Source organism: Streptosporangium sp. H16 (assembly GCF_051918855.1).
GTDB lineage: Bacteria > Actinomycetota > Actinomycetes > Streptosporangiales > Streptosporangiaceae > Streptosporangium.
In genome coordinates this window covers 14,740-32,622 of the sequence record NZ_JBPXMD010000040.1, presented here as the reverse complement: position 1 = coordinate 32,622, position 17,883 = coordinate 14,740, and the positions used below count along the sequence as shown (strand labels likewise).

Genomic DNA, 17,883 nt, shown 5'->3' with positions numbered 1-17,883 from the left:
ACGTGGAGCTACGGGAGATGCTCGCCAAGAGCGCACCGAAGGAGAAGCTCACCGCTCACCTGGCGGCTACGCTCGCGGGCGCCGTCGTCCTGCGGCGGCGCGTCGGAAAGGTCGCCCTGCTGGAGCGGGCCACCAGCGGCCTGTTCTGGCCCGCCGCCTGCCTGGCAGGGCTGTGCCACGACGCCGGGAAGATCCCTGACGGGTTCCAGGCAATGCTCAGGGGAGCCGTCCGGTCCTGGGGCGAGCGGCACGAGGTCGTCTCGCTGGGCTTCCTGCCCGGTCTGATCGGCGATGAGTCGCTGCTGCGCTGGGTGGCCACCGGTGTGGCCACCCATCACCGGTCACTGGAGGGGGAGCGCGGCTCGCTGACCCTGGCGTATGGCGGCGTTACCGAAGAGGAGTGGCGGGAGCGGCTCCAGCCTCTTCCGGGGGACGTGGCCGCTGAACTCGCCGATTGGCTGGCGGCCACGGCGTCGTACGCGGGGCTGCCTGTCACGCCTTCCCAGGCCGAAGAATTGGACGTGCTCGGGGAGGCTCGGCGGTTGTTCGAGGGCGTGCGGGAGACATGGGAACTCCCCGTCGCCCCGGACAAGGGGCTCGCCGCCGTCCTCCTCCAGGGGGCTGTCACGCTGGCCGACCACGTCTCCTCCGCGCACGGCACGCTGCACGTCGGCCAGCCTCTCGACGGCGAGTTCCGGCCGACGCTGGAGAAGACGTTCGCCGCCAAGGGCCGGAACCTACGCCCTCACCAGACCGAGGCGGCGGCGGTGGACGGTCATCTCCTGCTCCGGGCTCCCACCGGCTCGGGGAAGACCGAGGCGGGGCTGCTGTGGGCGGCCGGACAGGTCGCCGCGATCGCCGACGAGACCGGCGGCGTGCCGAGGGTCTTCTACACCCTGCCCTACCTGGCCTCGATCAACGCGATGTCGGAGCGGCTGGGGGCTCTGCTGGGAGACCGCACGCTGGTGGGGGTGATTCACTCGCGGGCCGCGTCCTACCACCTGGCCGCGGCCATCTGCCCGGAGGACGGCGAGGACGAGCACGTCGAGGCCGCGCGAAAAGCCGTCTCCAGGGCGGCGGCGACCCGGCTGTTCCGGGAGACCGTGCGGGTGGGCACCCCGTACCAGATCCTGCGCGGCGCGCTGGCCGGTCCCGCGCATTCGGGAACGCTGATCGACGCCGCGAACTCGGTCTTCGTGCTGGACGAGCTGCACGCCTACGATCCTCAGCGGCTCGGCTACATCCTGGCGACGGCCGGGCTGTGGGAACGGCTCGGCGGGCGGGTGGCCGTGCTGTCGGCCACGCTGCCGGATGCTCTGGAACGCCTGTTCCGCGAGGTACTCGACCAAGATGCTCATCTGGTCGAAGCTTCCACCGCGGGCACCCGGCTGCGGCATCGGCTTGCGACGCGCGGACGGCACCTGACCGATCCGGAGTCCGTCGAGGAGATCAAGGGCCGGTTGGCGAGTGGCGAATCGGTGCTCGTGGTGGCCAACAACGTGGCCGACGCCCAGCACCTGTTCGCCGAGCTGGCGCCGGAGGTCGGCGACGAGACCGCGTTCCTGCTGCACTCGCGATTCCGCCGGATGGACCGGTCGGCCCTGGAGAGGGCCATCGGCGAACGCTTCGGCGTCGGCGGGCCCCGAAGGCCGGGACTGGTGGCGGCCACCCAGGTCGTCGAGGTGAGCCTGGACGTGGACTTCGACTGCCTGTTCACCTCCGCGGCACCCCTGGAGGCCCTGCTGCAGCGGTTCGGCCGGGTCAACCGGGTCGCGGCCCGGCCGCCCGCCGACGTCGTCGTCCATCCGGCCACCTTCGCCGCCCGGCGCAAGGGCGGAGAGGAGTTCGCCGACGGCGTCTACCCCCGTTTCCCCGTCGAGGCAGGCTGGGAGATCCTGAGCCGCCACGACGGAGAGGAGGTCGACGAGGCGCACGCGCGGATGTGGCTGGACGAGGTGTACGGCACGGCGTGGGGCCGGGATTGGTACGACGAGGTGCTGGAGCACCGGACGGACTTCACCGAGGCGTTCCTCGGCTTCGCGTACCCCTTCGTCAGCCGCGACGAGCTCACCGAGCGGTTCGACGCGATGTTCGACGGCACGGAGGCGGTCCTCGCCCAGGACCGCGACGCCTACGAGGCGGACCTCAACCGGGTGAGCGGTGACGCGGCGGCGGGGCGCCTGCTGGCCGAGCGGTATCTGATCCCGATGCCGCACTGGGCCGCTCCCCTCACCTCGTGGGAGAGGAAACTCCGTCTGCGCGTCGTCAACGCCGACTACGACGAACGGCTGGGCCTGGGCGAGATCCACGGACCGGCCGCCCAGGTCTATCAGGCGGGTGAGGTGCTGTGATCGGCCCCGAGGACGTGGGCGGGGTGCACGTCAAGTATCTCCACCACTGCCGGAGACAGCTCTGGCTCTATGCGCGGGGCGTTCGCCCCGAGCATCTCAGCACCACCGTCCAGATGGGCGAGGCCGTCCACGAGACCTCGTACACCCGCAGCTCACCCGTCGACCTCGGCGCCGCGAAACTGGACCATCTCGACGGCGCGGCCTGGGTCCACGAGGTCAAGTCGTCCTCCAAGCCAGGTCGCGCCGACGAGGCTCAAGCCATGCACTACTGCTATCGGCTGCACGGCGTCGGGGTCGCGGCTCAGGGTGCGATCCTGCACTATCCCAAGACCCGCCGCACCAAGCGCCTGCCGTACACCTCGCAGGCGGCCGAGCAGGCCGAGACCGACATTGCCGCTGTGCTGGAGGTGGTCTCCGCGCCCGTCTCCCCGCCGCTCCTCCCTCGGCCGTCCTGCCGGGGTTGCTCTTACCTCGACTACTGCTGGAACGAGTAGATGCCCACCGCCACCCGAACCTACTGGCTCACCACGCCCTGCCGGATCCGCCGCAAGGACCAGTCACTGCGGATCGAACGGCCCGACGGCTCACCGGTGCACATCCCGATCACCGACGTACGCGACATCGTGGCCTGCGAGCCCGTCGACATCAACACGGCCGTGATCAGCCTGCTGAACCAGCACCGCGTCAACGTCCACTTTCTCAGCCACTACGGGGACTACGCCGGTTCGCTGCTGACCTCCGACACGAGCACCTCCGGCCAGACCGTCATCGCCCAGGCCCGGCTGGCCGGCGACCCCGCGGCCTCGCTGGACATCGCCCGCGCGATCGTGGCGAGCACCGCGGCGAACGTACGCCGGGTGGTGGACCGGAAACTGCTGACCAGGCCGATGACCATGCTGGAGTCCTCCATCGCCGGAGCGTCCAGCCGCGAGGAGCTCATGGGCGCCGAGGGCACCTTCCGCCGCTCGGCCTGGGCGGTGCTCGACACCCGCCTGCCCGACTGGCTGCGCCTGGACGGCCGTTCGCGCCGCCCTCCGCTCAACGCCGGGAACGCCTTCATCAGCTACGTCAACGGCATCACGTACGCGCGGCTGCTGTCGGCGATCCGCCTCACCCCGCTGCACTCGGGCGTGGCCTTCCTGCACAGCAGCATGGAACGCCAGCGCCACTCCCTGGTCCTGGACCTCGCCGAGGTGTTCAAACCGCTGTTCGCCGAACGGCTTCTCCTCAGGCTCGCGGGCCGGGGCCAGCTCAAGCCCACCCATTTCGACGTCGACGTCAACCAGGCAATGCTGAGCGAGTCCGGCCGCAAACTCGTCGTGCAGACGGTCCGGGACGAACTGTCCGTGACCATCCAGCACCGTGCCCTGGGCCGCAACGTCGCCTACGACGAGCTGCTGTATCTCGAAGCCCTCCAGCTCACCCGCACATGCCTGGAAGGCACCCCGTACAAGCCGTTCAGAATCTGGTGGTGAGGTCCCCGTGTACGTCGTGGTGGTCTACGACACCCTGGCCAAACGCAACGCCGCCATCCTGCGGCTGTGCCGCCAATATCTGCACCACGTGCAACGGAGCGTGTTCGAGGGCGCCCTCAGCCCCGCACAATTACGGCGCTTCCACCACAAGATCACAGAAGTGATCGACACCGGCTACGACAGCGTCCTGGTCTTCACCTTCCCACCCGGCACCACCCCCGAACGCCACGAATGGGGCATCGCCCAACCAGCTCCCAGCGATATCCTCTAAACCACTACCCCACGATGATCATGAGCCTTTGCAGCGAACCTCCGGGGTTTCTTGCACAACCGGAGGTTCACTGCAAAACACTGCTCTTCATCGTCGATATTGCACTCGCTGACCTGCGGCTTTACCGTGGGGTCCTCATCGCCCCTACGAGGGGTCGCAACACGTACTACACCGACTGGTCTGCAGCCACCGTCGACACGTCCTCATCGCCCCTACGAGGGGTCGCAACGCCAGCGCGGGGGCGTGCGTCAGCAACGTCCCGAGCGGTCCTCATCGCCCCTACGAGGGGTCGCAACAGGTGCTCGTGCAGGTACGTGCGTGCCGTTTCCGGTGTCCTCATCGCCCCTACGAGGGGTCGCAACACGACCTGGGCGCCGGCCGCGACCAGAACAAACCGGTCCTCATCGCCCCTATGGGGGGTCGCAACATTGACACCCCAGAAAGGGCCTACGGCGGCAGTCGTCCTCATCGCTCCTACGAAGATTTGTAATCCAAAGTCCCACGTTGATACAGACCCCGGCCATGGTGCTCATCGCCCCCGCGGGAATCAGGCTATTCCCAGATACGAAGCAGAACGATCCCACCCGGCCGTAATGGCCAGGTGGGAGGGCGTTGCCTGGCTTGAATTCTCAAAAGTCACGAGTTCTCAGCGGCGGACCGCGGTGAACAGGGCGTAGCTGATCTGCGGGATCTCCCCGAAGCGCCGGTATATCTCCGCGCAGACGGCGAGCTGCTCGCCGATCTCGCCCCCCAGCTGGATGGCGGAGGCCGGGAGGATGTCGCCCACGAGCTGGAAAGACCGGCTGATGTTTGGCCATATGTCGTGAAATATCTCGATCTTCAGCCCGGCGCGGTCCATCTCCTCGTAGAACTCCTCCACGGTGGGCAGGAAATGGACGTTGAAGCTCCGCGAGAAATGCTCCAGGTCCGCGGCGTCGTCGTCGGCGAGCGGACCGAGCAGATACCACTCCCCCACCACGAACCGCCCGCCGGGACGCAGCACCCGGGCGATCTCGCCGAGGACCGCCGCCGGGTTCTCCATGTGGACGAGCGACTCGATGGCGTACGCGGCGTCGAAGGAGGCGTCGTCGAAGGGGAGCCACATCGCGTCGGCGAGCTGGAAGTCGGCGTGCCCCTGACCCTGGCCCGCCTCGGGGCGCGACTCGGCCAGCCGCACCTGGTACTCGCTCAGGGTGACCCCGGTGACGTGGACGTCGCGCGCGGTGGCGATGCGCGCGGCGGGTCTGCCGGTGCCAGAGCCGACGTCCAGGACGCGCTCCCCGGGAATGACCTCCAGGCGCTCGGCCACCAGGTCGGTGAGATGGTCCGTCGCCTGGGCGACGGGCGCCTCGTCGTAGTCGTCCGTCCAGTAGCCGACGTGGAGGTTGCCGCCGAACGCGTCGGCGCAGGAATCGGTGAGCTGGTTGTACATCTCGCCGATCACCTCGGGCGAGAGCTTTTCCTGACGGGCCATAACCAACCTGCCTCTCAGCGGCGGTCCGCGTGAAACCCCGTGGCGGGACGGCCCCATGAAAGACGCGCCCGCCAGGGAGCATGCGGCCGTGTGAGACCGCACGCTCACCCACCCGCGGCATCTCTTGGAAATCCCGGGACGAACGCCCGCGGTGCGGCATTCCCAGCGTTCTCAGCGTTCTCGGAGTTCTTGGCGTTCTCGGAGTTCTTGGCGTCACCGCACTTCACTTCGTGCGGTCGCCAGATTACTCAGGCCGCCCCCCGGCAGGTGCCGGGCCTGCGCCGCCTGTTCGGTAAACCTTCGTCCATGAGACACCGCCCCCGCGCGGACACCGGGAGGGCTCCCGCGGGGTGCCTCATCCGGTTCGCGTGCCCGGCAGCAGCTCCACCCGCCGGTCCTCACGCTCGACGATCACGAACGTGCGCCCGTTCCCCTTCCTCCAGTCCGCCACCGTGATCAAAGGGATCAGGTAGTAACGATCCCCGCGCGTCATCAGCAGGCGCAGTCCCTCGTAGCGGAACGGGTAGGTCTTGTCCGCCAGCGTGACGCGGGTGACTCCCGGAGCGTTGAGCGCGAGCGTCTTCCCGCTGTAGATGGCGACCGAGGTGTGGTGCGGCAGGGAGGCCACGAGCTGCTCCGCCGTCGCCTCTCCCTTGCGGTACGCGTGCAGGGACGCCGCCCACAACAGGCAGAAGACCGAGGTCACCACGGCGGCGGCGAACGCCGTGCGGCCGACCGCGAGCCCGCGCGTCGGCCAGGTGAGCAGCAGCGGGCCGATGATGCTCAGGGCCAGCACGACGAAGGTGTCGACCTGCCATCCGGCCAGCGCGGCGAACGCCAGAGCGGCCCCGCAGACCGTCACGACGGCTCCGCCGAATCTCGGGTCCGCCGCGATCCGGACCCGCCTCCTCGCGGCCAGCGCCGCGCCCGCCGCGCGAGCCCGTTGCGGAAGCGCGGCGGTCAGCGACGACCGGTACGTCGTACCCGCCAGGAGAACGGCCGTACCGCCGACCATGAAGGGCAGGAAGGCCGGGGAGAAGATGTTCAGGCCCCGCAGGGCGTACTCGTCCACCCCGAAGCCCATGTCCGTCGCCTTCAGCTGGAACGACCCCAGATAGCCGTCCAGGTAGGCCCATCCCATGTAGATGAGCACCGCGCCGCTGACGGTCAGCAGAAGGGTGATCAGCCCTATCACGTCGAGCGGCCTGGACTGTTCGGGGTGCTCCTGGCCGGCCTGCGGCACGCTCACCCCGTCTGGAGGGGAGAGGGCGGGCCCGGGGAGAAGATCGGGTCGGGAGAGGGCGATGTGGGCGGTTCCGATGACGGCTGTAGAGCGGTGAGACCGGGCGACGGCACCCTGCCGCCGATGCTCGGACAGGGACCCTCGACGGGATCCCCGCCACCGGTCGGGCACGCCTTCCCCGGCGGGGCGATCGGACCGGTGGTGGGCCGCTTCCGCGAGGGTTCCGGCTCCGGCGTGTTCGCAGGGCTCGTCGGCGCGAGAGTCGCCTCCGTCTCCGACGGCTCCGAGGAGCCCGGAGCGTCCGGGCTCTCCGTCACCGTCACGGTGGTCGCCGGCGGTTCGGCACCGCCGCCGCAACCGGCGAGCACGAGCAGGCCGGTGACCGTCAGGGCCGCCCGGCACAGGAGAGCCGCCGCCCTGGTGCCGTACGGCTCGCTCATGGTCGGCAGGCTCCTGGGGACGCGAGGGACAGGGTCTCCTCATATGCATCCCCCCGCCGTGGCCGGCCGTTACCCGGCCGGCGTTTAGGTGCCTGGCTTTCCCTTTCAATGGGACGTCCGGAAAACGGGACCGCGTGTCCCCGGGTCAGGTGACGAGCGGCCGGAGGCGACCTTCCCGCCGATCCGGGTGGCGAGGACGTCCACGGACGACCGGAGAGGCGAAGAAGGCCCCGCCGGGAAGGTCACGCTCCCGCCCGATCGGCCTCCCGGGCACCGAACACCCGGCACCGGGCTCAGCCGGCCTTGCCGTTCACCCCCGCCGCCTCCAGGAGCACCAGGGCCAGGCTGTCGGCGGCGTCGACGCGGCCCAGGGCACCGGCGGCGCCGGCCATGGCGGCGCGGGCGCGCAGGTCCCGCAGGAGGGCGTCGAGCTCGGCCAGGAGGTGGTCGGCGGTGGGGCCGTCCTCCAGGAGCGCGCGGGCCGCGCCCGCCTCGGCGAGGTAGCGGGCGTTCTGGCGCTGCTCGTCGGCGGCGGAGGGCACCAGGGGGATGAGGACGGACGGCTTGCCCACCGCGGTCAGCTCGGCGACCGTGCCCGCCCCGCTGCGGGAGACCACGACGTCGGCGGCGGCGAACACGTCGGCCAGCTCGGCGCCGACGTACGGCACCGGGCGGTAGCGGTCGCGCACCGCCACGGGGAGCCCTGCGGCGGTACGGGTGAACTGGGCGATCCAGCCGGGACCGCACTGGTGGATCACCTGGGCCCGGGAGAGCAGCGCGGGCAGGATCGCCTCGACCATGGTGTTGATCTGGCGGCTCCCCTGCGCGCCGCCGGTCACGTAGACCAGGGGCAGGTCGGACGAGAGCCCGAAGTGGCGCCGTCCCGCGTCGACGTTGCCGCGCAGCAGGTGGGGACGCACCGGGTTGCCGGTGATGACGGCCCGCTCGCGCACCCCCGCGGGCAGGTGCTCGATCGAGGAGGGATGGGTCAGCGCGATGCGCCGGGCGAAGCGCGACAGGATGCGGTTGGCCAGCCCGAGCGAGGTGATCTGCTCGTGCATCACCAGCGGCCGGCCCAGCAACCGGGAGGCGACGCCCAGCGGCACGCACACGTACCCGCCGGTCGACAGCACCACGTCGGGCCGGTAACGGGCGGCGATGCCGAAGGCCTGGAACACGCCGACCGGGATCCGGAACAGGTCCGCGAGGTTGGTGGCCAGCTCTCGCGGGTTGGGCGAGCGCCTGAGCTTCCCCGCCGTGATGGCGCGGAACGGGATGCCGTGCTCCGCCGCGACGCGGGCCTCCAGGCCGGCCGCCGTACCGACCCAGAGCACGTCCAGGTCGAGCCCTCGCGCGGCGGCGTGGTCGCGCAGGGCCGCGACGGTGGTCAGCGCGGGGTAGGTGTGGCCACCGGTCCCGCCTCCGGTGACGAGCAATCGCAGGGTCCGGCGATTTCCAGCCTCCATATGTGTCCATCCTTCCAATGTCACGGTGGCCCGCGCCCGGTCCGCGTTCGCGGGCCGCGCCGGAGTGCTCAGGGGCCTCGGGCACGGTACCCGACGTCCCGGTGAAGATCCACTTTGCCCTTCGTCGCCGCGTGGTCGCACCCGGTGGTTCTCCGACACGCCCACCATCCGGGATGGTCCTTTGAACGGCTTTCGGATTTCGCGGCGATGAGTACGGTATGTGACATGGATCTGACCGATGAGCATTTCTCCGGGGCGTCGGAGCGTCTCGATGACGCGTTGACGGTGCTCCGGCGGCAGGCCGGGGCCGGCGCGGCGGCGCTGGACTATTTCGGCGACATCACGGAGGAGTTGCACCCGATCGGATCCTGGCTGCGGCGACCGGCCCAGGCCGGCGAGTGGCCGCACCACATCATGCCTCCCGTCTACGGTCTGCTGTTCGCGCAGGCGTGGTCGCTGGCGTTTCCCGGCGAGACGCCCTCGGTCTTTCCCGACGGTGCGGAGCGGACGGAGTCGGGGTGGATCGTGCACCGGGCCACGATCTGGTTCGGCGACACGTACGTTCCCGGCTGGCTCGACGTGAAGGCGCCGCTGATCGTGATCGGCGGGCTGGTGGTGGAGGGGCTTCTCGACGACGGCGACGCCTCGGAGAGCTACCTCGCGGTCACCGGTGACCTGCGGGCCCGCGCGATCCACAGCGCGGCGGACCATCTCGTGCTCGGCAGCGTCGCCGCGGGGGTGATCTTCTGTTCGGGCAACGACGGGGTCCTCGTCGCGGGCGGGGACATCGTGGCGGACCTGTTCGTGCCCGCCGAGCACGCGTACGAGCACTACGGCCGGCTGCTGGCCGGGGTCGTCGGCGCCGGTGACCGCGACGACATCGTGGCCGAGCGGGTGGCGCCGTGGCTGCCGTCGGGCTACGTCCGGCTCGGCGGGTACGGGGCGCCGGTGGACAGGTGGCGCGTCCTGCAGGAGGCCGCCGCGGGACGGTCACCGGTGCTCGCCCAGCCCCGGCCGGTGATACTCCCGCCCCCCGCGCTCCTGCTCTCGGCCCTGGCCGCGCCCTCCGGGGTGGAGGAGCTCGACCTGTCCGGCAGCCGCCTGCACCGCGTCCCCGAGGACATTTCGGCCCTCACCTCGCTGACCCGGCTGGATCTGGAGCACACGCCGCTGACCGGCCTGGACGGCATCGAGGGCCTGCGCACCCTGGAACACCTGTCGATCAGGAACACGCCCGTGCGGTCACTGGCCCCGCTCCAGGCGCTGAAGGACCTTCGCCACCTCGACGTCTCCTACTGCGACGACGTCCAGGACTGGGCCGTCCTCCTCGACCTGCCCGCGCTCGACACGCTCGTCGCGCACGGCTGCGCCCTTCCTGCGCACGTACGCGCGCAGCTCGTCGCCAGGCTCGGAGACCGGATCATCGGGCGGGGACCGGGCCCGGCCGGCTGACCGGCCGGGCGCGGGCGTACGGGCTCGGGCGCCCGGGCCACCTCGGCGCGCGCGGCTCAGAGGCGCTGCCAGAGGGCGGGGGTGGTGGACGGCTCCCAGCCGACCTGGGCGGTGTGCGCCTGCAGGCACCGGTAGCTCACGCCGGAGTAGGTGACCTGGGCGCCGACGGCGTAGGCGGTGCCGGCCCTCCAGGACGTGGCGCCCGTCTGGGTGGGCGTGGGGGTCGGCGTCCGGGTGGGGGTGGGCGTCGGGGTCGGCGTGGGGGTGGGCGGGGTGGTCCCGCCCACCAGCTGGTAGCCGCGCATGTTACGCAGGAGCAGGTAGGTGTTCTGCAGCGAACCCGAGGTGTCGCCGAGGGAGCGGTAGATGCCCCACTTGGGACGGACGCGGTCGGCCAGGAAGGTGTCGACGCCGGTCCTCGTGGCGTCGATCACCGTGGTCCCGCCGCTGCGCAGGACCCAGCGCACCGACCCGGCGGTGCCGTTCCCGATCTTGATCTCGTACTCGACGTCGACCCACTTGTCCTGCAGCGGTTCGAGGTCGGTCCGGCCCACCAGGACGTCCTCGGCGAAGATCTTGTGCTCGATGGTCTGCTTGCCGCCGACCCTGCGCAGCGAGGTCACCGTGATGGGGGAGGTGCCGGTGCCGGGCTGCTTGGTCTGCATGATGTGGGTGAAGGTGGTGGTGGCCTTCAGCGTGCTCGGGATGTACATCGAGTAGGTGACCCGCCAGGTCTCGCCGAGCCGCCACTGCAGGTACGACCCGCCGTCGCGCATCCCGGTCACCTCGTGGCGCTGCCGGTCCGTGGCGGTGTCGCGGTCGGCCGTGTGCATGTCGAAGCGGAAGTCGCCGCCCGACACCTTGATGTGCGGGGCGGCGGCCGGGTGGGAGCCGGCCCGGTCGTCCTCGATGGTCTCGAAGGCGGACAGGCCCGTCCGCGCGGCGTCCGGCGACCAGCGGAGCTGCCAGGCGGCGGCTCCGGCCGCGGGGAAGGCGGCTCCGGCCGCGGAGGCGGGCAGGGCGGAGGTCGGGAGCAGCAGGGTCGCGAGGACCAGCAGAGCCGTGCGCGAATGTTTCATGGCGGCCACCTCTGAGTCGCGGCGTATCGGGGGGTGAACGCCATCCTGCCCCGGCGAAAACCGTTAGGAAAGCTTCCTAACGATTAAATTTTCTTAAGCGGGCAAGGAGATCTGGGTCTTGCATGACAGGCCCGCGCCACCTAACGTCACGTGTCACGTTAGGAAAGTTTCCTAATAAAGCGCCATGACGTGTCCACCACCCCCCACGCAAGGAGCGATGATGCGGCGCACCACCCCAGCCCTGGTGCTGACCGGGCTGCTGACGTTACTGTTCACCCTGCTCGTCCCGTCCGCCGCCCACGCGGACACCGCGACGTTCACCAAGCCACAGGATTGGGGCAGCGGCTACAGCGGCCAGTACACGATCAAGAACACCGGGACCACCACGCTGAACGGCTGGACGGTCTCCTTCGACCTCCCGTCGGGCACGAGCCTCGGAACGTACTGGGACTCCCTGATGACCAGCAGCGGCAGCCGGTACACCTTCAGGAACCGGGAGTACAACGGCACCCTGGCCCCCGGGGCGAGCACCACCTTCGGCTTCGTCGCCTCCGGCTCGGGCTCGCCGGTCAACTGCACGCTCAACGGCGCTCCCTGCGGCGGCGGGCAGAACCCCGGCGACACCACGCCGCCGAGCGTGCCGTCCTCCCCGCGCAGCACCGGCACGACGTCCTCCTCCATCAGCCTGGCCTGGAACGCCTCGACCGACAACAGCGGCACGGTCAAGGACTACCGGGTCTACGAGGGCTCCGCCGTGGTCGCCACCGTGACCGGCACGAGCGCCACGGTCTCGGGGCTGGCCGCCTCGACGACCCACACCTACACCGTCACCGCCCGCGACGCCGCGAACAACGAGTCCGCGAGGAGCGCGTCCGTCACGGCGACGACCCAGGCGGGCAGCGGCGGCGGCACGCCGGTCGCGGCCAACGGGCAGCTGCGGGTCTGCGGCACCAAGCTGTGCAACCAGAACGGCAAGCAGATCCAGCTGCGCGGCATGAGCACCCACGGCCTGCAGTGGTACCGGCAGTGCGTCACAACCGGCTCGCTGAACGCGCTGGCGACCGACTGGAGGGCCGACGTGGTGCGCCTGTCCACGTACGTCCAGGAGGGCGGCTACGAGACGAACCCGCGGGCGTTCACCGACCTCGCGCACACGCTCATCGAGCAGGTCAGCGCGCAGGGCATGTACGTCATCGTGGACTGGCACATGCTCACCCCCGGCGACCCCAACTACAACCTCACCCGGGCCAGGACCTTCTTCACCGAGATCGCCCAGCGGCACGCCGCCAGGCCGAACATCCTCTACGAGGTCGCCAACGAGCCGAACGGCGTGAGCTGGAGCACCATCAAGGGCTACGCCGAGCAGATCATCCCGGTGATCCGGGCGCAGGACCCCGACGGGATCGTCCTGGTCGGCACCCGCGCCTGGTCCTCGCTCGGGGTGTCGGACGGCGCCACGGAGACCGAGGTGACGGGCAACCCGGTCAACGCCTCGAACATCATGTACACCTTCCACTTCTACGCGGCCTCGCACGGCACCGAGTACCTCAACGCGCTGTCCCGCGCGGCCGACCGCATCCCGATGTTCGTCACCGAGTTCGGCACGCAGAACTACGCCGGGGAGGAGGCCAACGACTTCGCCATGTCCCAGCGCTACCTCGACCTGATGGCGAGCAAGAAGATCAGCTGGGTGAACTGGAACTTCTCCGACGACCACCGCTCCGGCGCGGTCTTCAAGACCGGAACGTGCGACGCCGGCGGCCCCTGGACCGGCACCACGTCGCTGAAGGAGGCCGGCGTCTGGATCCGTGACCGGATCCGCACCGCCGACGACTTCTGACCGGTTCCCGCCGGCGAGCCGGAAAGAACGGGTAACCGGGAAGATCGGGAAAGGACCAGGAAGGACCGCAAGGACCAGGGAGGGAGACCGGCTCGGGGGCCGGTCTCCCTCCCCCTTTCCCCCTCCCCCGGTCGACCGGCCGCGGCCGTGACACCGGGACATCGGATTTCCCCGGGGTTGGGAGTTCCTGCCAGGATTGGGACATGGTGAGGATCGGGCAGGTGGTGCTGGGCGTCACCGACATGGGACGCGCCGTCGGCTTCTGGACGCGGGCACTGGGCTACGCACCCCGCGAGGGGCAGGCCGGCGACGACTGGACCGTGATCGAGCCCGTGGAGGGGAACGGCGTCCCGCTGGCGCTCGACATGACACGGACGCCGGTCCAGGAGCACCCCCGAACGCACCTCGACCTGTTCACCCCCGACGCTGCGGAGCAGGCGGCCGAGGTCGAGCGGCTGGTGTCACTGGGCGCCGAACAGGTCGCCTGGGATCTCTACCCGGACGACCCCGACTTCGTGGTCCTCGCCGACCCCGAGGGCAACCTCTTCTGCGTCATCGACCTCAGCCACGGCTGAGGGCCCGTTCCGGACCCCACCAGGAGGTCTCCTTCCATGCACGCCATGCAGTACGAGATCGGGCTGCCCGCCGACTACGACATGGGGATCATCCGTGAGCGGGTGGCGACCAGGGGCCACGCGCTCGACGGCTACGCCGGGCTGGGACTCAAGGCGTACCTGATCAGGGAGCGGGGCGTGGACGGCTCCGCGGTCAACCAGTACGCGCCGTTCTACCTGTGGAGCTCGCCGGCCGGGATGAACGCCTTCCTGTGGGGCGGGGGCGGCTTCCAGAACATCGTGCGCGACTTCGGCAGGCCCGCGGTCCGGCACTGGACCGGCGCCGGCTACGAGCGCGGGCCGTCGTCGGCGGCGGTCCCCCGCGCGGCCTCGCTCCGTACCGACCCGATTCCCGCCGACACCGACCCCGCGGCCGTGGTCGAGCGGGCCCTGGCCGGGCTGCGGCGGCACGCCGGCACGGCGGGCGTGCACTCCGCGGCCCTCGCCGTCGACCCCCGGCACTGGGAGCTGGTGCGCTTCACGCTGTGGGAGCGCGAGGTTCCCGGGGAGGGGGACGGGACCGCCTACCGGGTGCTGCACCTGTCGACACCGCATCTGGGCGACATCGCGACGGGCCGCCACTGGTGACCTGAACGACTCCCCCTACGCGGCCACGACGGGCGAGCGGTCGGTGGCGATGCGCAGGGCGAGCCCGCCGAGCACGGCGCCCATCAGATAGCGCTGCACGCGCATCCAGGTGGGCCGCCTGCCCAGGAAGGTCGCGACCGAGCCCGCGGTCAGCACGATCAGCGCGTTGACCGACAGGGCAATGACGATCTGGGTGGCTCCCAGCAGCAGGCTCTGCGTGCCGACGTCACCACGTGCGGGATCGACGAACTGCGGCAGCAGCGACACGTACAAGATGGCGATCTTGGGGTTGAGCAGGTTGGTGACCAGCCCCATGGAGAACAGCCGCCGCGGGGGGTCCGCGGGAAGGACGCCCGGCGCGAAGACCGGCCGGGCGCCGGGCCGGATCGTCTTCCAGGCCAGCCACAGCAGGTACGCGGCGCCCGCGAGCTTGATCGCGACGTAGAGGGCGGGCACCATCGCGAAGATCACGGCGATTCCGGCCACCGCCGCCAGCAGGTAGACCAGGAAGCCCGCCGCGACGCCCGCCAGCGAGATCATGCCGGCCATGCGTCCCTGCGTCACCGACCGCGACACCAGGTAGATCATGTTGGGACCGGGGGTGAGCACCAGGCCGAGAGCGATCGCGGCGATGCCCGCGAGGGCGCTGACAGAGATCATGAGCACATCATCGAGCAGCTTCCGCACCGAAAGAACGGCCAATTCCCAGGATTGGCCCGCAACCGGTCCGCGGGGCCCGCACCGCAGTACCGGCACCGGTCCGCGGGACCCGCACCGCGAGATCCCCGGGCCCCACGTGGGCGGCCGACGATCTGGGCGCCCACGGCACGGTTGTGCAGGGGACGGTGGCGGTGGTCGGCGGGTGACATCGCTCAACGCCCCCGCGGCGAATCCTTCGAAGCAGCCGATCGGCCGCCCTCGCCGCCCCGGTGCAGGTAGTGCTCGAGCTCGTCGGCGGCGCGCAGATAGCCGCCGGCCTCGCGCTGGGCGACCCGCAAGGTGGCCGCCGCGGCTCGGAAGCCCGGCTCGTCGAGCAGGCGCCGGGCGAGGGCGTTCACGGATTCCACGGTGGCGTCCTGGGTACGGATCGACAGGCCGGCGCCGAGCTCGACCACCCGCCGGGCCACCAGCGGCTGATCCGCTCCCTGGGGGACCACCAGCATCGGAACCCCCGCGTACATGGCCTCGTTGACGCTGTTCATCCCACCGTGGGTGACGAACAGCGCGGCGCGGGCCAGCACCTCCGGTTGCGGTACGAAGCGGCGGGCGAGCACGTTGGCCGGCAGCGGATCCAGCGCGGCCGGATCGGTCCCTCCGGTGGAGACGATCACGGTGCCGCCCAGTGGTGCGAGCGCGGTGGCGAAGTCGTGCAGCAGTCGCGGGCCGGCGTCGAACACCGTGCCCAGCGAGGCGTACAGCACCGGATCCCGCAGGCGGTCGGCCGGGAACGACGGGTCGGGCGGACGGGCGCCGAGGCTCGGGCCGACGAACCGGTAGGACTGGTCGAAGGCGTCGGCGCCGGGCTGGAACGCGCGCGAGGTGAAGACCAGGTTGAGCGGCTGGCGTATGTTCGCCAGGTCGAGCAGGGGCAGCTCACGGGTGTCGTAGCGGCGGTGCAACTTCCACCGCGACCGCAGGTAGCCCTGGGCGTGGCGGGGCCACCTCGCCGCCGAGGCCAGCAACTCCCACGAGGCGCGGGTGGGGCTGGGCACATGCCGGTTGAACGCGAACGTGGTGAACAACGCCGCCGCCGGCACCCCGAGTTCGCGGGCGGCGACCGCTCCCCAGGGACAGGCCGCGCCGTGGACGACGAGGTCAGGACGGACGTCACGCAGGTCGGAGAGCACGGCGGGCAGCAGGGCGGTGGCGGCGCGCGCGAGCCCGTCCAGCAGCGTGAGCGGCATCGGCGGATCGGGGAGCGGCCGGTCACCCCCGGGGTAGAGGCGCACGGCCGCGCCGGTGGCCTCGATCTCCTTCGAGAACGCGGGCGAGGTGTGACAGATGACGGAGTGCCCACGGCGGACGAGCTCGGCGACGACCGGCAGCGTCGGGTTGACGTGCCCGTGCATGGCGATGTTGAGGAACGCGACGGTGCTCACCGGCCGGCCTCCCAGACGTCGGTCCATGCCCCGGCCTGGCCGGCCGATGTCGCCCCGGGACCGTCGACCCGGTACAGGCCGGGCCCGCTGATGCACAGCCCGTCGAAGAAGCGGCCCGCCGCCAGGGAGGCGGTGCTGATCAGCCGCCGGGAATGGCCGAAGTCCCACGGGGCGGGCCAGGTCTCGATGCCGGTCGGCACCACGATGGTCGGAATCCGTTCGGACACCTCGCACAGGTCGCGCTCGATCTGATGCTCCAGCAGCAGCAGCCCTGCCCTGGCCGCGACCGCGCCGGCCCGCCGGGGCGGGCCGTTCGGGGGCAGCGGCCGGCTCTTCTGCCCGGTCGACAGCACCACCACGCTGGCCGCCCCCGCCTGCAGGGCCGCCCGTACCGGGACAAAGGCGATCACCCCGCCGTCGACGAGCGTCCGGCCTTCCCGATCCACCGGGGGCAGGATCCCCGGAATGGCCGTGCTGGCCAGTAGCGCGGACTCGAGATCTCCGTGGTCGAGCAGCGCCTGAGCGCCGGTGGCCAGATCCATGGCCACCGCGGTGAAGGGGATTTCCAGCTGCTCGATCCGCCGCGGCAGCGCGGCTTGGGCGATCAACCTGCGCAGGCCGCGATCGGCGAAGACGCTGGCCCGCGAGGACAGGTAGCCGAACGGGAACACCTCACGGCGACGCGCGCGGGTCCACACGAGATCCAGCCACGGTGCGGCCTGGCCGGGGTGGGCGGCCGCGATCGCTCCGTTGAGGGCGCCCACCGAGGTTCCGATGATCAGGTCCGGGACGAATCCCCGCTGCTCCAACGCGTACCCGACACCGACCTGCGCGGCCCCGAACACTCCCCCGCCCCCTACCACCGCCGCCACGGGGCGGGGAAGGGCACCCAGGCCCACCGGCTTCCGGCCCGCGTCCGGGCGGCTCGACGCCGAGGAGCGCGTCCCCTCGTCGCCCTTCATGGCCTGACGCTGCTCGTCGCCTCGCCGTGACCATCCGGCCGGTCGCCCTCGCTGACGCCATGGAGAGCCGAGGAGGCCGATCTCCGGCGATATGCAACGTTCATGGTCCGTCCTCCCTCACCACCGCGCCTGATCGGATGCGTGCCCCGGCTGGGACCGGGTGGTCACCACATCGCTGACTTCGTCGGCCGACGCGTTCGTCTCACGTCGTCGCCATGATCGATGACGACGGTCTCCGGCCGGCCGGGTGCCAAAGGGCCCGGTGGCAGGCTGGTGGTTCCGTTTGGAAACCGATGTGCTAAAAGCCCAGCGTACAGGGCTTTTTTCATGGGAGAGCAACGGTGCGGCCCGCAGGATGAGGCGAGGCCTGCGGCGTCGCCGGAGGTCCCGGCCCCGGCGAGGGCGCTCGACCGGGCGGCCGGGTTCTCCTCCGGGTGAACCGCGGAACCGGTCCTCGGACGAATTCCGGCAACGGCGGTGGGGTCGACGCTTGACGACAAAAGCTACTAACCATAGCTTTGGAGCTATG

16 protein-coding genes, 1 pseudogene and 1 CRISPR repeat array are annotated in these 17,883 nt (G+C 70.8%); of the genes and pseudogenes, 10 read left to right on the top strand and 7 right to left on the bottom strand.

All coding sequences use genetic code 11. The features are described from left to right. The first annotated feature begins 2 nt into the window (after positions 1-2). Genes cas3 through cas2 form a run of 4 tightly spaced genes read left to right on the top strand, consistent with a single transcriptional unit; the run spans position 3 to position 4,097 of the window. On the top strand, positions 3-2,351 hold the full coding sequence (gene cas3 / locus ACTOQ2_RS38290; RefSeq protein WP_440106019.1) for a CRISPR-associated helicase Cas3': 2,349 nt from the start codon (positions 3-5) through the stop codon (positions 2,349-2,351). Then, complete coding sequence (locus ACTOQ2_RS38285) at positions 2,348-2,845, top strand: CRISPR-associated protein Cas4 (RefSeq protein WP_440106018.1); 498 nt, start codon at positions 2,348-2,350, stop codon at positions 2,843-2,845. The genes cas3 and ACTOQ2_RS38285 overlap by 4 nt, the downstream gene beginning before the upstream one ends. Further along, positions 2,846-3,826, top strand: a complete 981-nt coding sequence (gene cas1 / locus ACTOQ2_RS38280) for a CRISPR-associated endonuclease Cas1 (protein ID WP_440106017.1) — start codon at positions 2,846-2,848, stop codon at positions 3,824-3,826. It begins immediately after the preceding gene. A 7-nt stretch (positions 3,827-3,833) separates the two neighbouring features. After that, a complete protein-coding gene (gene cas2, locus ACTOQ2_RS38275) occupies positions 3,834-4,097 on the top strand; it encodes a CRISPR-associated endonuclease Cas2 (protein ID WP_440106016.1) in 264 nt (87 codons plus the stop codon). A 131-nt stretch (positions 4,098-4,228) separates the two neighbouring features. After that, positions 4,229-4,524: direct repeats of the CRISPR family, unit length 30 nt; unit sequence GTCCTCATCGCCCCTACGAGGGGTCGCAAC. Positions 4,525-4,743: 219 nt separating this feature from the next. Here the strand turns inward: cas2 and ACTOQ2_RS38270 are convergent. After that, entirely contained in the window at positions 4,744-5,571 is an 828-nt protein-coding gene (locus ACTOQ2_RS38270; RefSeq protein ID WP_440106015.1) for a class I SAM-dependent methyltransferase, read from the bottom strand. Between the two features lie 355 nt (positions 5,572-5,926). After that, complete coding sequence (locus ACTOQ2_RS38265; protein WP_440106014.1) at positions 5,927-6,820, bottom strand: hypothetical protein; 894 nt, start codon at positions 6,818-6,820, stop codon at positions 5,927-5,929. 117 nt (positions 6,821-6,937) lie between these two features. Between ACTOQ2_RS38265 and ACTOQ2_RS38260 the strand changes: the two genes are divergently transcribed. Then, the gene (locus ACTOQ2_RS38260; RefSeq protein WP_440106012.1) at positions 6,938-7,342 is read left to right on the top strand and encodes a hypothetical protein; all 405 of its coding nucleotides are present in this window, start codon (positions 6,938-6,940) and stop codon (positions 7,340-7,342) included. A gap of 205 nt (positions 7,343-7,547) precedes the next feature. On the opposite strand, the gene ACTOQ2_RS38255 is transcribed toward ACTOQ2_RS38260, so the two are convergent. Further along, positions 7,548-8,720 carry a UDP-N-acetylglucosamine--N-acetylmuramyl-(pentapeptide) pyrophosphoryl-undecaprenol N-acetylglucosamine transferase gene (locus ACTOQ2_RS38255; protein ID WP_440106010.1) on the bottom strand — a complete coding sequence of 391 codons (1,173 nt, stop codon included), beginning with the start codon at positions 8,718-8,720 and terminating at the stop codon, positions 7,548-7,550. A 225-nt stretch (positions 8,721-8,945) separates the two neighbouring features. Between ACTOQ2_RS38255 and ACTOQ2_RS38250 the strand changes: the two genes are divergently transcribed. Beyond that, on the top strand, positions 8,946-10,172 hold the full coding sequence (locus ACTOQ2_RS38250) for a leucine-rich repeat domain-containing protein (RefSeq protein ID WP_440106008.1): 1,227 nt from the start codon (positions 8,946-8,948) through the stop codon (positions 10,170-10,172). A gap of 56 nt (positions 10,173-10,228) precedes the next feature. Here the strand turns inward: ACTOQ2_RS38250 and ACTOQ2_RS38245 are convergent, their stop codons facing one another. Then, complete coding sequence (locus ACTOQ2_RS38245; protein ID WP_440106006.1) at positions 10,229-11,251, bottom strand: carbohydrate-binding protein; 1,023 nt, start codon at positions 11,249-11,251, stop codon at positions 10,229-10,231. 184 nt (positions 11,252-11,435) lie between these two features. On the opposite strand from ACTOQ2_RS38245, the pseudogene ACTOQ2_RS38240 reads away from it, so the two are divergent. From ACTOQ2_RS38240 to ACTOQ2_RS38225, 4 genes and pseudogenes are all read left to right on the top strand, one after another. Next, positions 11,436-11,837 (top strand): annotated as a pseudogene (locus ACTOQ2_RS38240) (cellulose binding domain-containing protein); the annotation flags it as partial. 51 nt (positions 11,838-11,888) lie between these two features. Beyond that, positions 11,889-13,091 carry a cellulase family glycosylhydrolase gene (locus ACTOQ2_RS38235; RefSeq protein WP_440106061.1) on the top strand — a complete coding sequence of 401 codons (1,203 nt, stop codon included), beginning with the start codon at positions 11,889-11,891 and terminating at the stop codon, positions 13,089-13,091. Positions 13,092-13,294: 203 nt separating this feature from the next. Continuing rightward, entirely contained in the window at positions 13,295-13,666 is a 372-nt protein-coding gene (locus ACTOQ2_RS38230) for a VOC family protein (RefSeq protein ID WP_440106004.1), read from the top strand. A gap of 36 nt (positions 13,667-13,702) precedes the next feature. Further along, positions 13,703-14,293 carry a DUF4865 family protein gene (locus tag ACTOQ2_RS38225; RefSeq protein WP_440106002.1) on the top strand — a complete coding sequence of 197 codons (591 nt, stop codon included), beginning with the start codon at positions 13,703-13,705 and terminating at the stop codon, positions 14,291-14,293. A 15-nt stretch (positions 14,294-14,308) separates the two neighbouring features. On the opposite strand, the gene ACTOQ2_RS38220 is transcribed toward ACTOQ2_RS38225, so the two are convergent. The 3 genes from ACTOQ2_RS38220 to ACTOQ2_RS38210 all read right to left on the bottom strand — a co-directional run bounded on the left by ACTOQ2_RS38220 (position 14,309) and on the right by ACTOQ2_RS38210 (position 17,354). Beyond that, positions 14,309-14,953: a LysE family translocator gene (locus ACTOQ2_RS38220; RefSeq protein WP_440106000.1), complete on the bottom strand. Its 645-nt coding sequence runs from the start codon at positions 14,951-14,953 to the stop codon at positions 14,309-14,311. 212 nt (positions 14,954-15,165) lie between these two features. Next, positions 15,166-16,392: a macrolide family glycosyltransferase gene (locus ACTOQ2_RS38215; RefSeq protein ID WP_440105998.1), complete on the bottom strand. Its 1,227-nt coding sequence runs from the start codon at positions 16,390-16,392 to the stop codon at positions 15,166-15,168. Further along, entirely contained in the window at positions 16,389-17,354 is a 966-nt protein-coding gene (locus ACTOQ2_RS38210; protein ID WP_440105996.1) for a patatin-like phospholipase family protein, read from the bottom strand. The genes ACTOQ2_RS38215 and ACTOQ2_RS38210 overlap by 4 nt, the downstream gene beginning before the upstream one ends. Positions 17,355-17,883: the final 529 nt, after the last annotated feature.

Excerpts from the sequence above, each read along its gene's own strand:
- cas1 (WP_440106017.1), top strand. The coding sequence starts at position 2,846 with ATGCCCACCGCCACCCGAACCTACTGGCTCACCACGCCCTGCCGGATC.
- ACTOQ2_RS38270 (WP_440106015.1), bottom strand. The coding sequence starts at position 5,571 with ATGGCCCGTCAGGAAAAGCTCTCGCCCGAGGTGATCGGCGAGATGTAC.
- ACTOQ2_RS38260 (WP_440106012.1), top strand. The coding sequence starts at position 6,938 with ATGCTCGGACAGGGACCCTCGACGGGATCCCCGCCACCGGTCGGGCAC.
- ACTOQ2_RS38255 (WP_440106010.1), bottom strand. The coding sequence starts at position 8,720 with ATGGAGGCTGGAAATCGCCGGACCCTGCGATTGCTCGTCACCGGAGGC.
- ACTOQ2_RS38250 (WP_440106008.1), top strand. The coding sequence starts at position 8,946 with ATGGATCTGACCGATGAGCATTTCTCCGGGGCGTCGGAGCGTCTCGAT.
- ACTOQ2_RS38245 (WP_440106006.1), bottom strand. The coding sequence starts at position 11,251 with ATGAAACATTCGCGCACGGCTCTGCTGGTCCTCGCGACCCTGCTGCTC.
- ACTOQ2_RS38230 (WP_440106004.1), top strand. The coding sequence starts at position 13,295 with ATGGTGAGGATCGGGCAGGTGGTGCTGGGCGTCACCGACATGGGACGC.
- ACTOQ2_RS38225 (WP_440106002.1), top strand. The coding sequence starts at position 13,703 with ATGCACGCCATGCAGTACGAGATCGGGCTGCCCGCCGACTACGACATG.
- ACTOQ2_RS38220 (WP_440106000.1), bottom strand. The coding sequence starts at position 14,953 with ATGATCTCTGTCAGCGCCCTCGCGGGCATCGCCGCGATCGCTCTCGGC.
- ACTOQ2_RS38210 (WP_440105996.1), bottom strand. The coding sequence starts at position 17,354 with ATGAAGGGCGACGAGGGGACGCGCTCCTCGGCGTCGAGCCGCCCGGAC.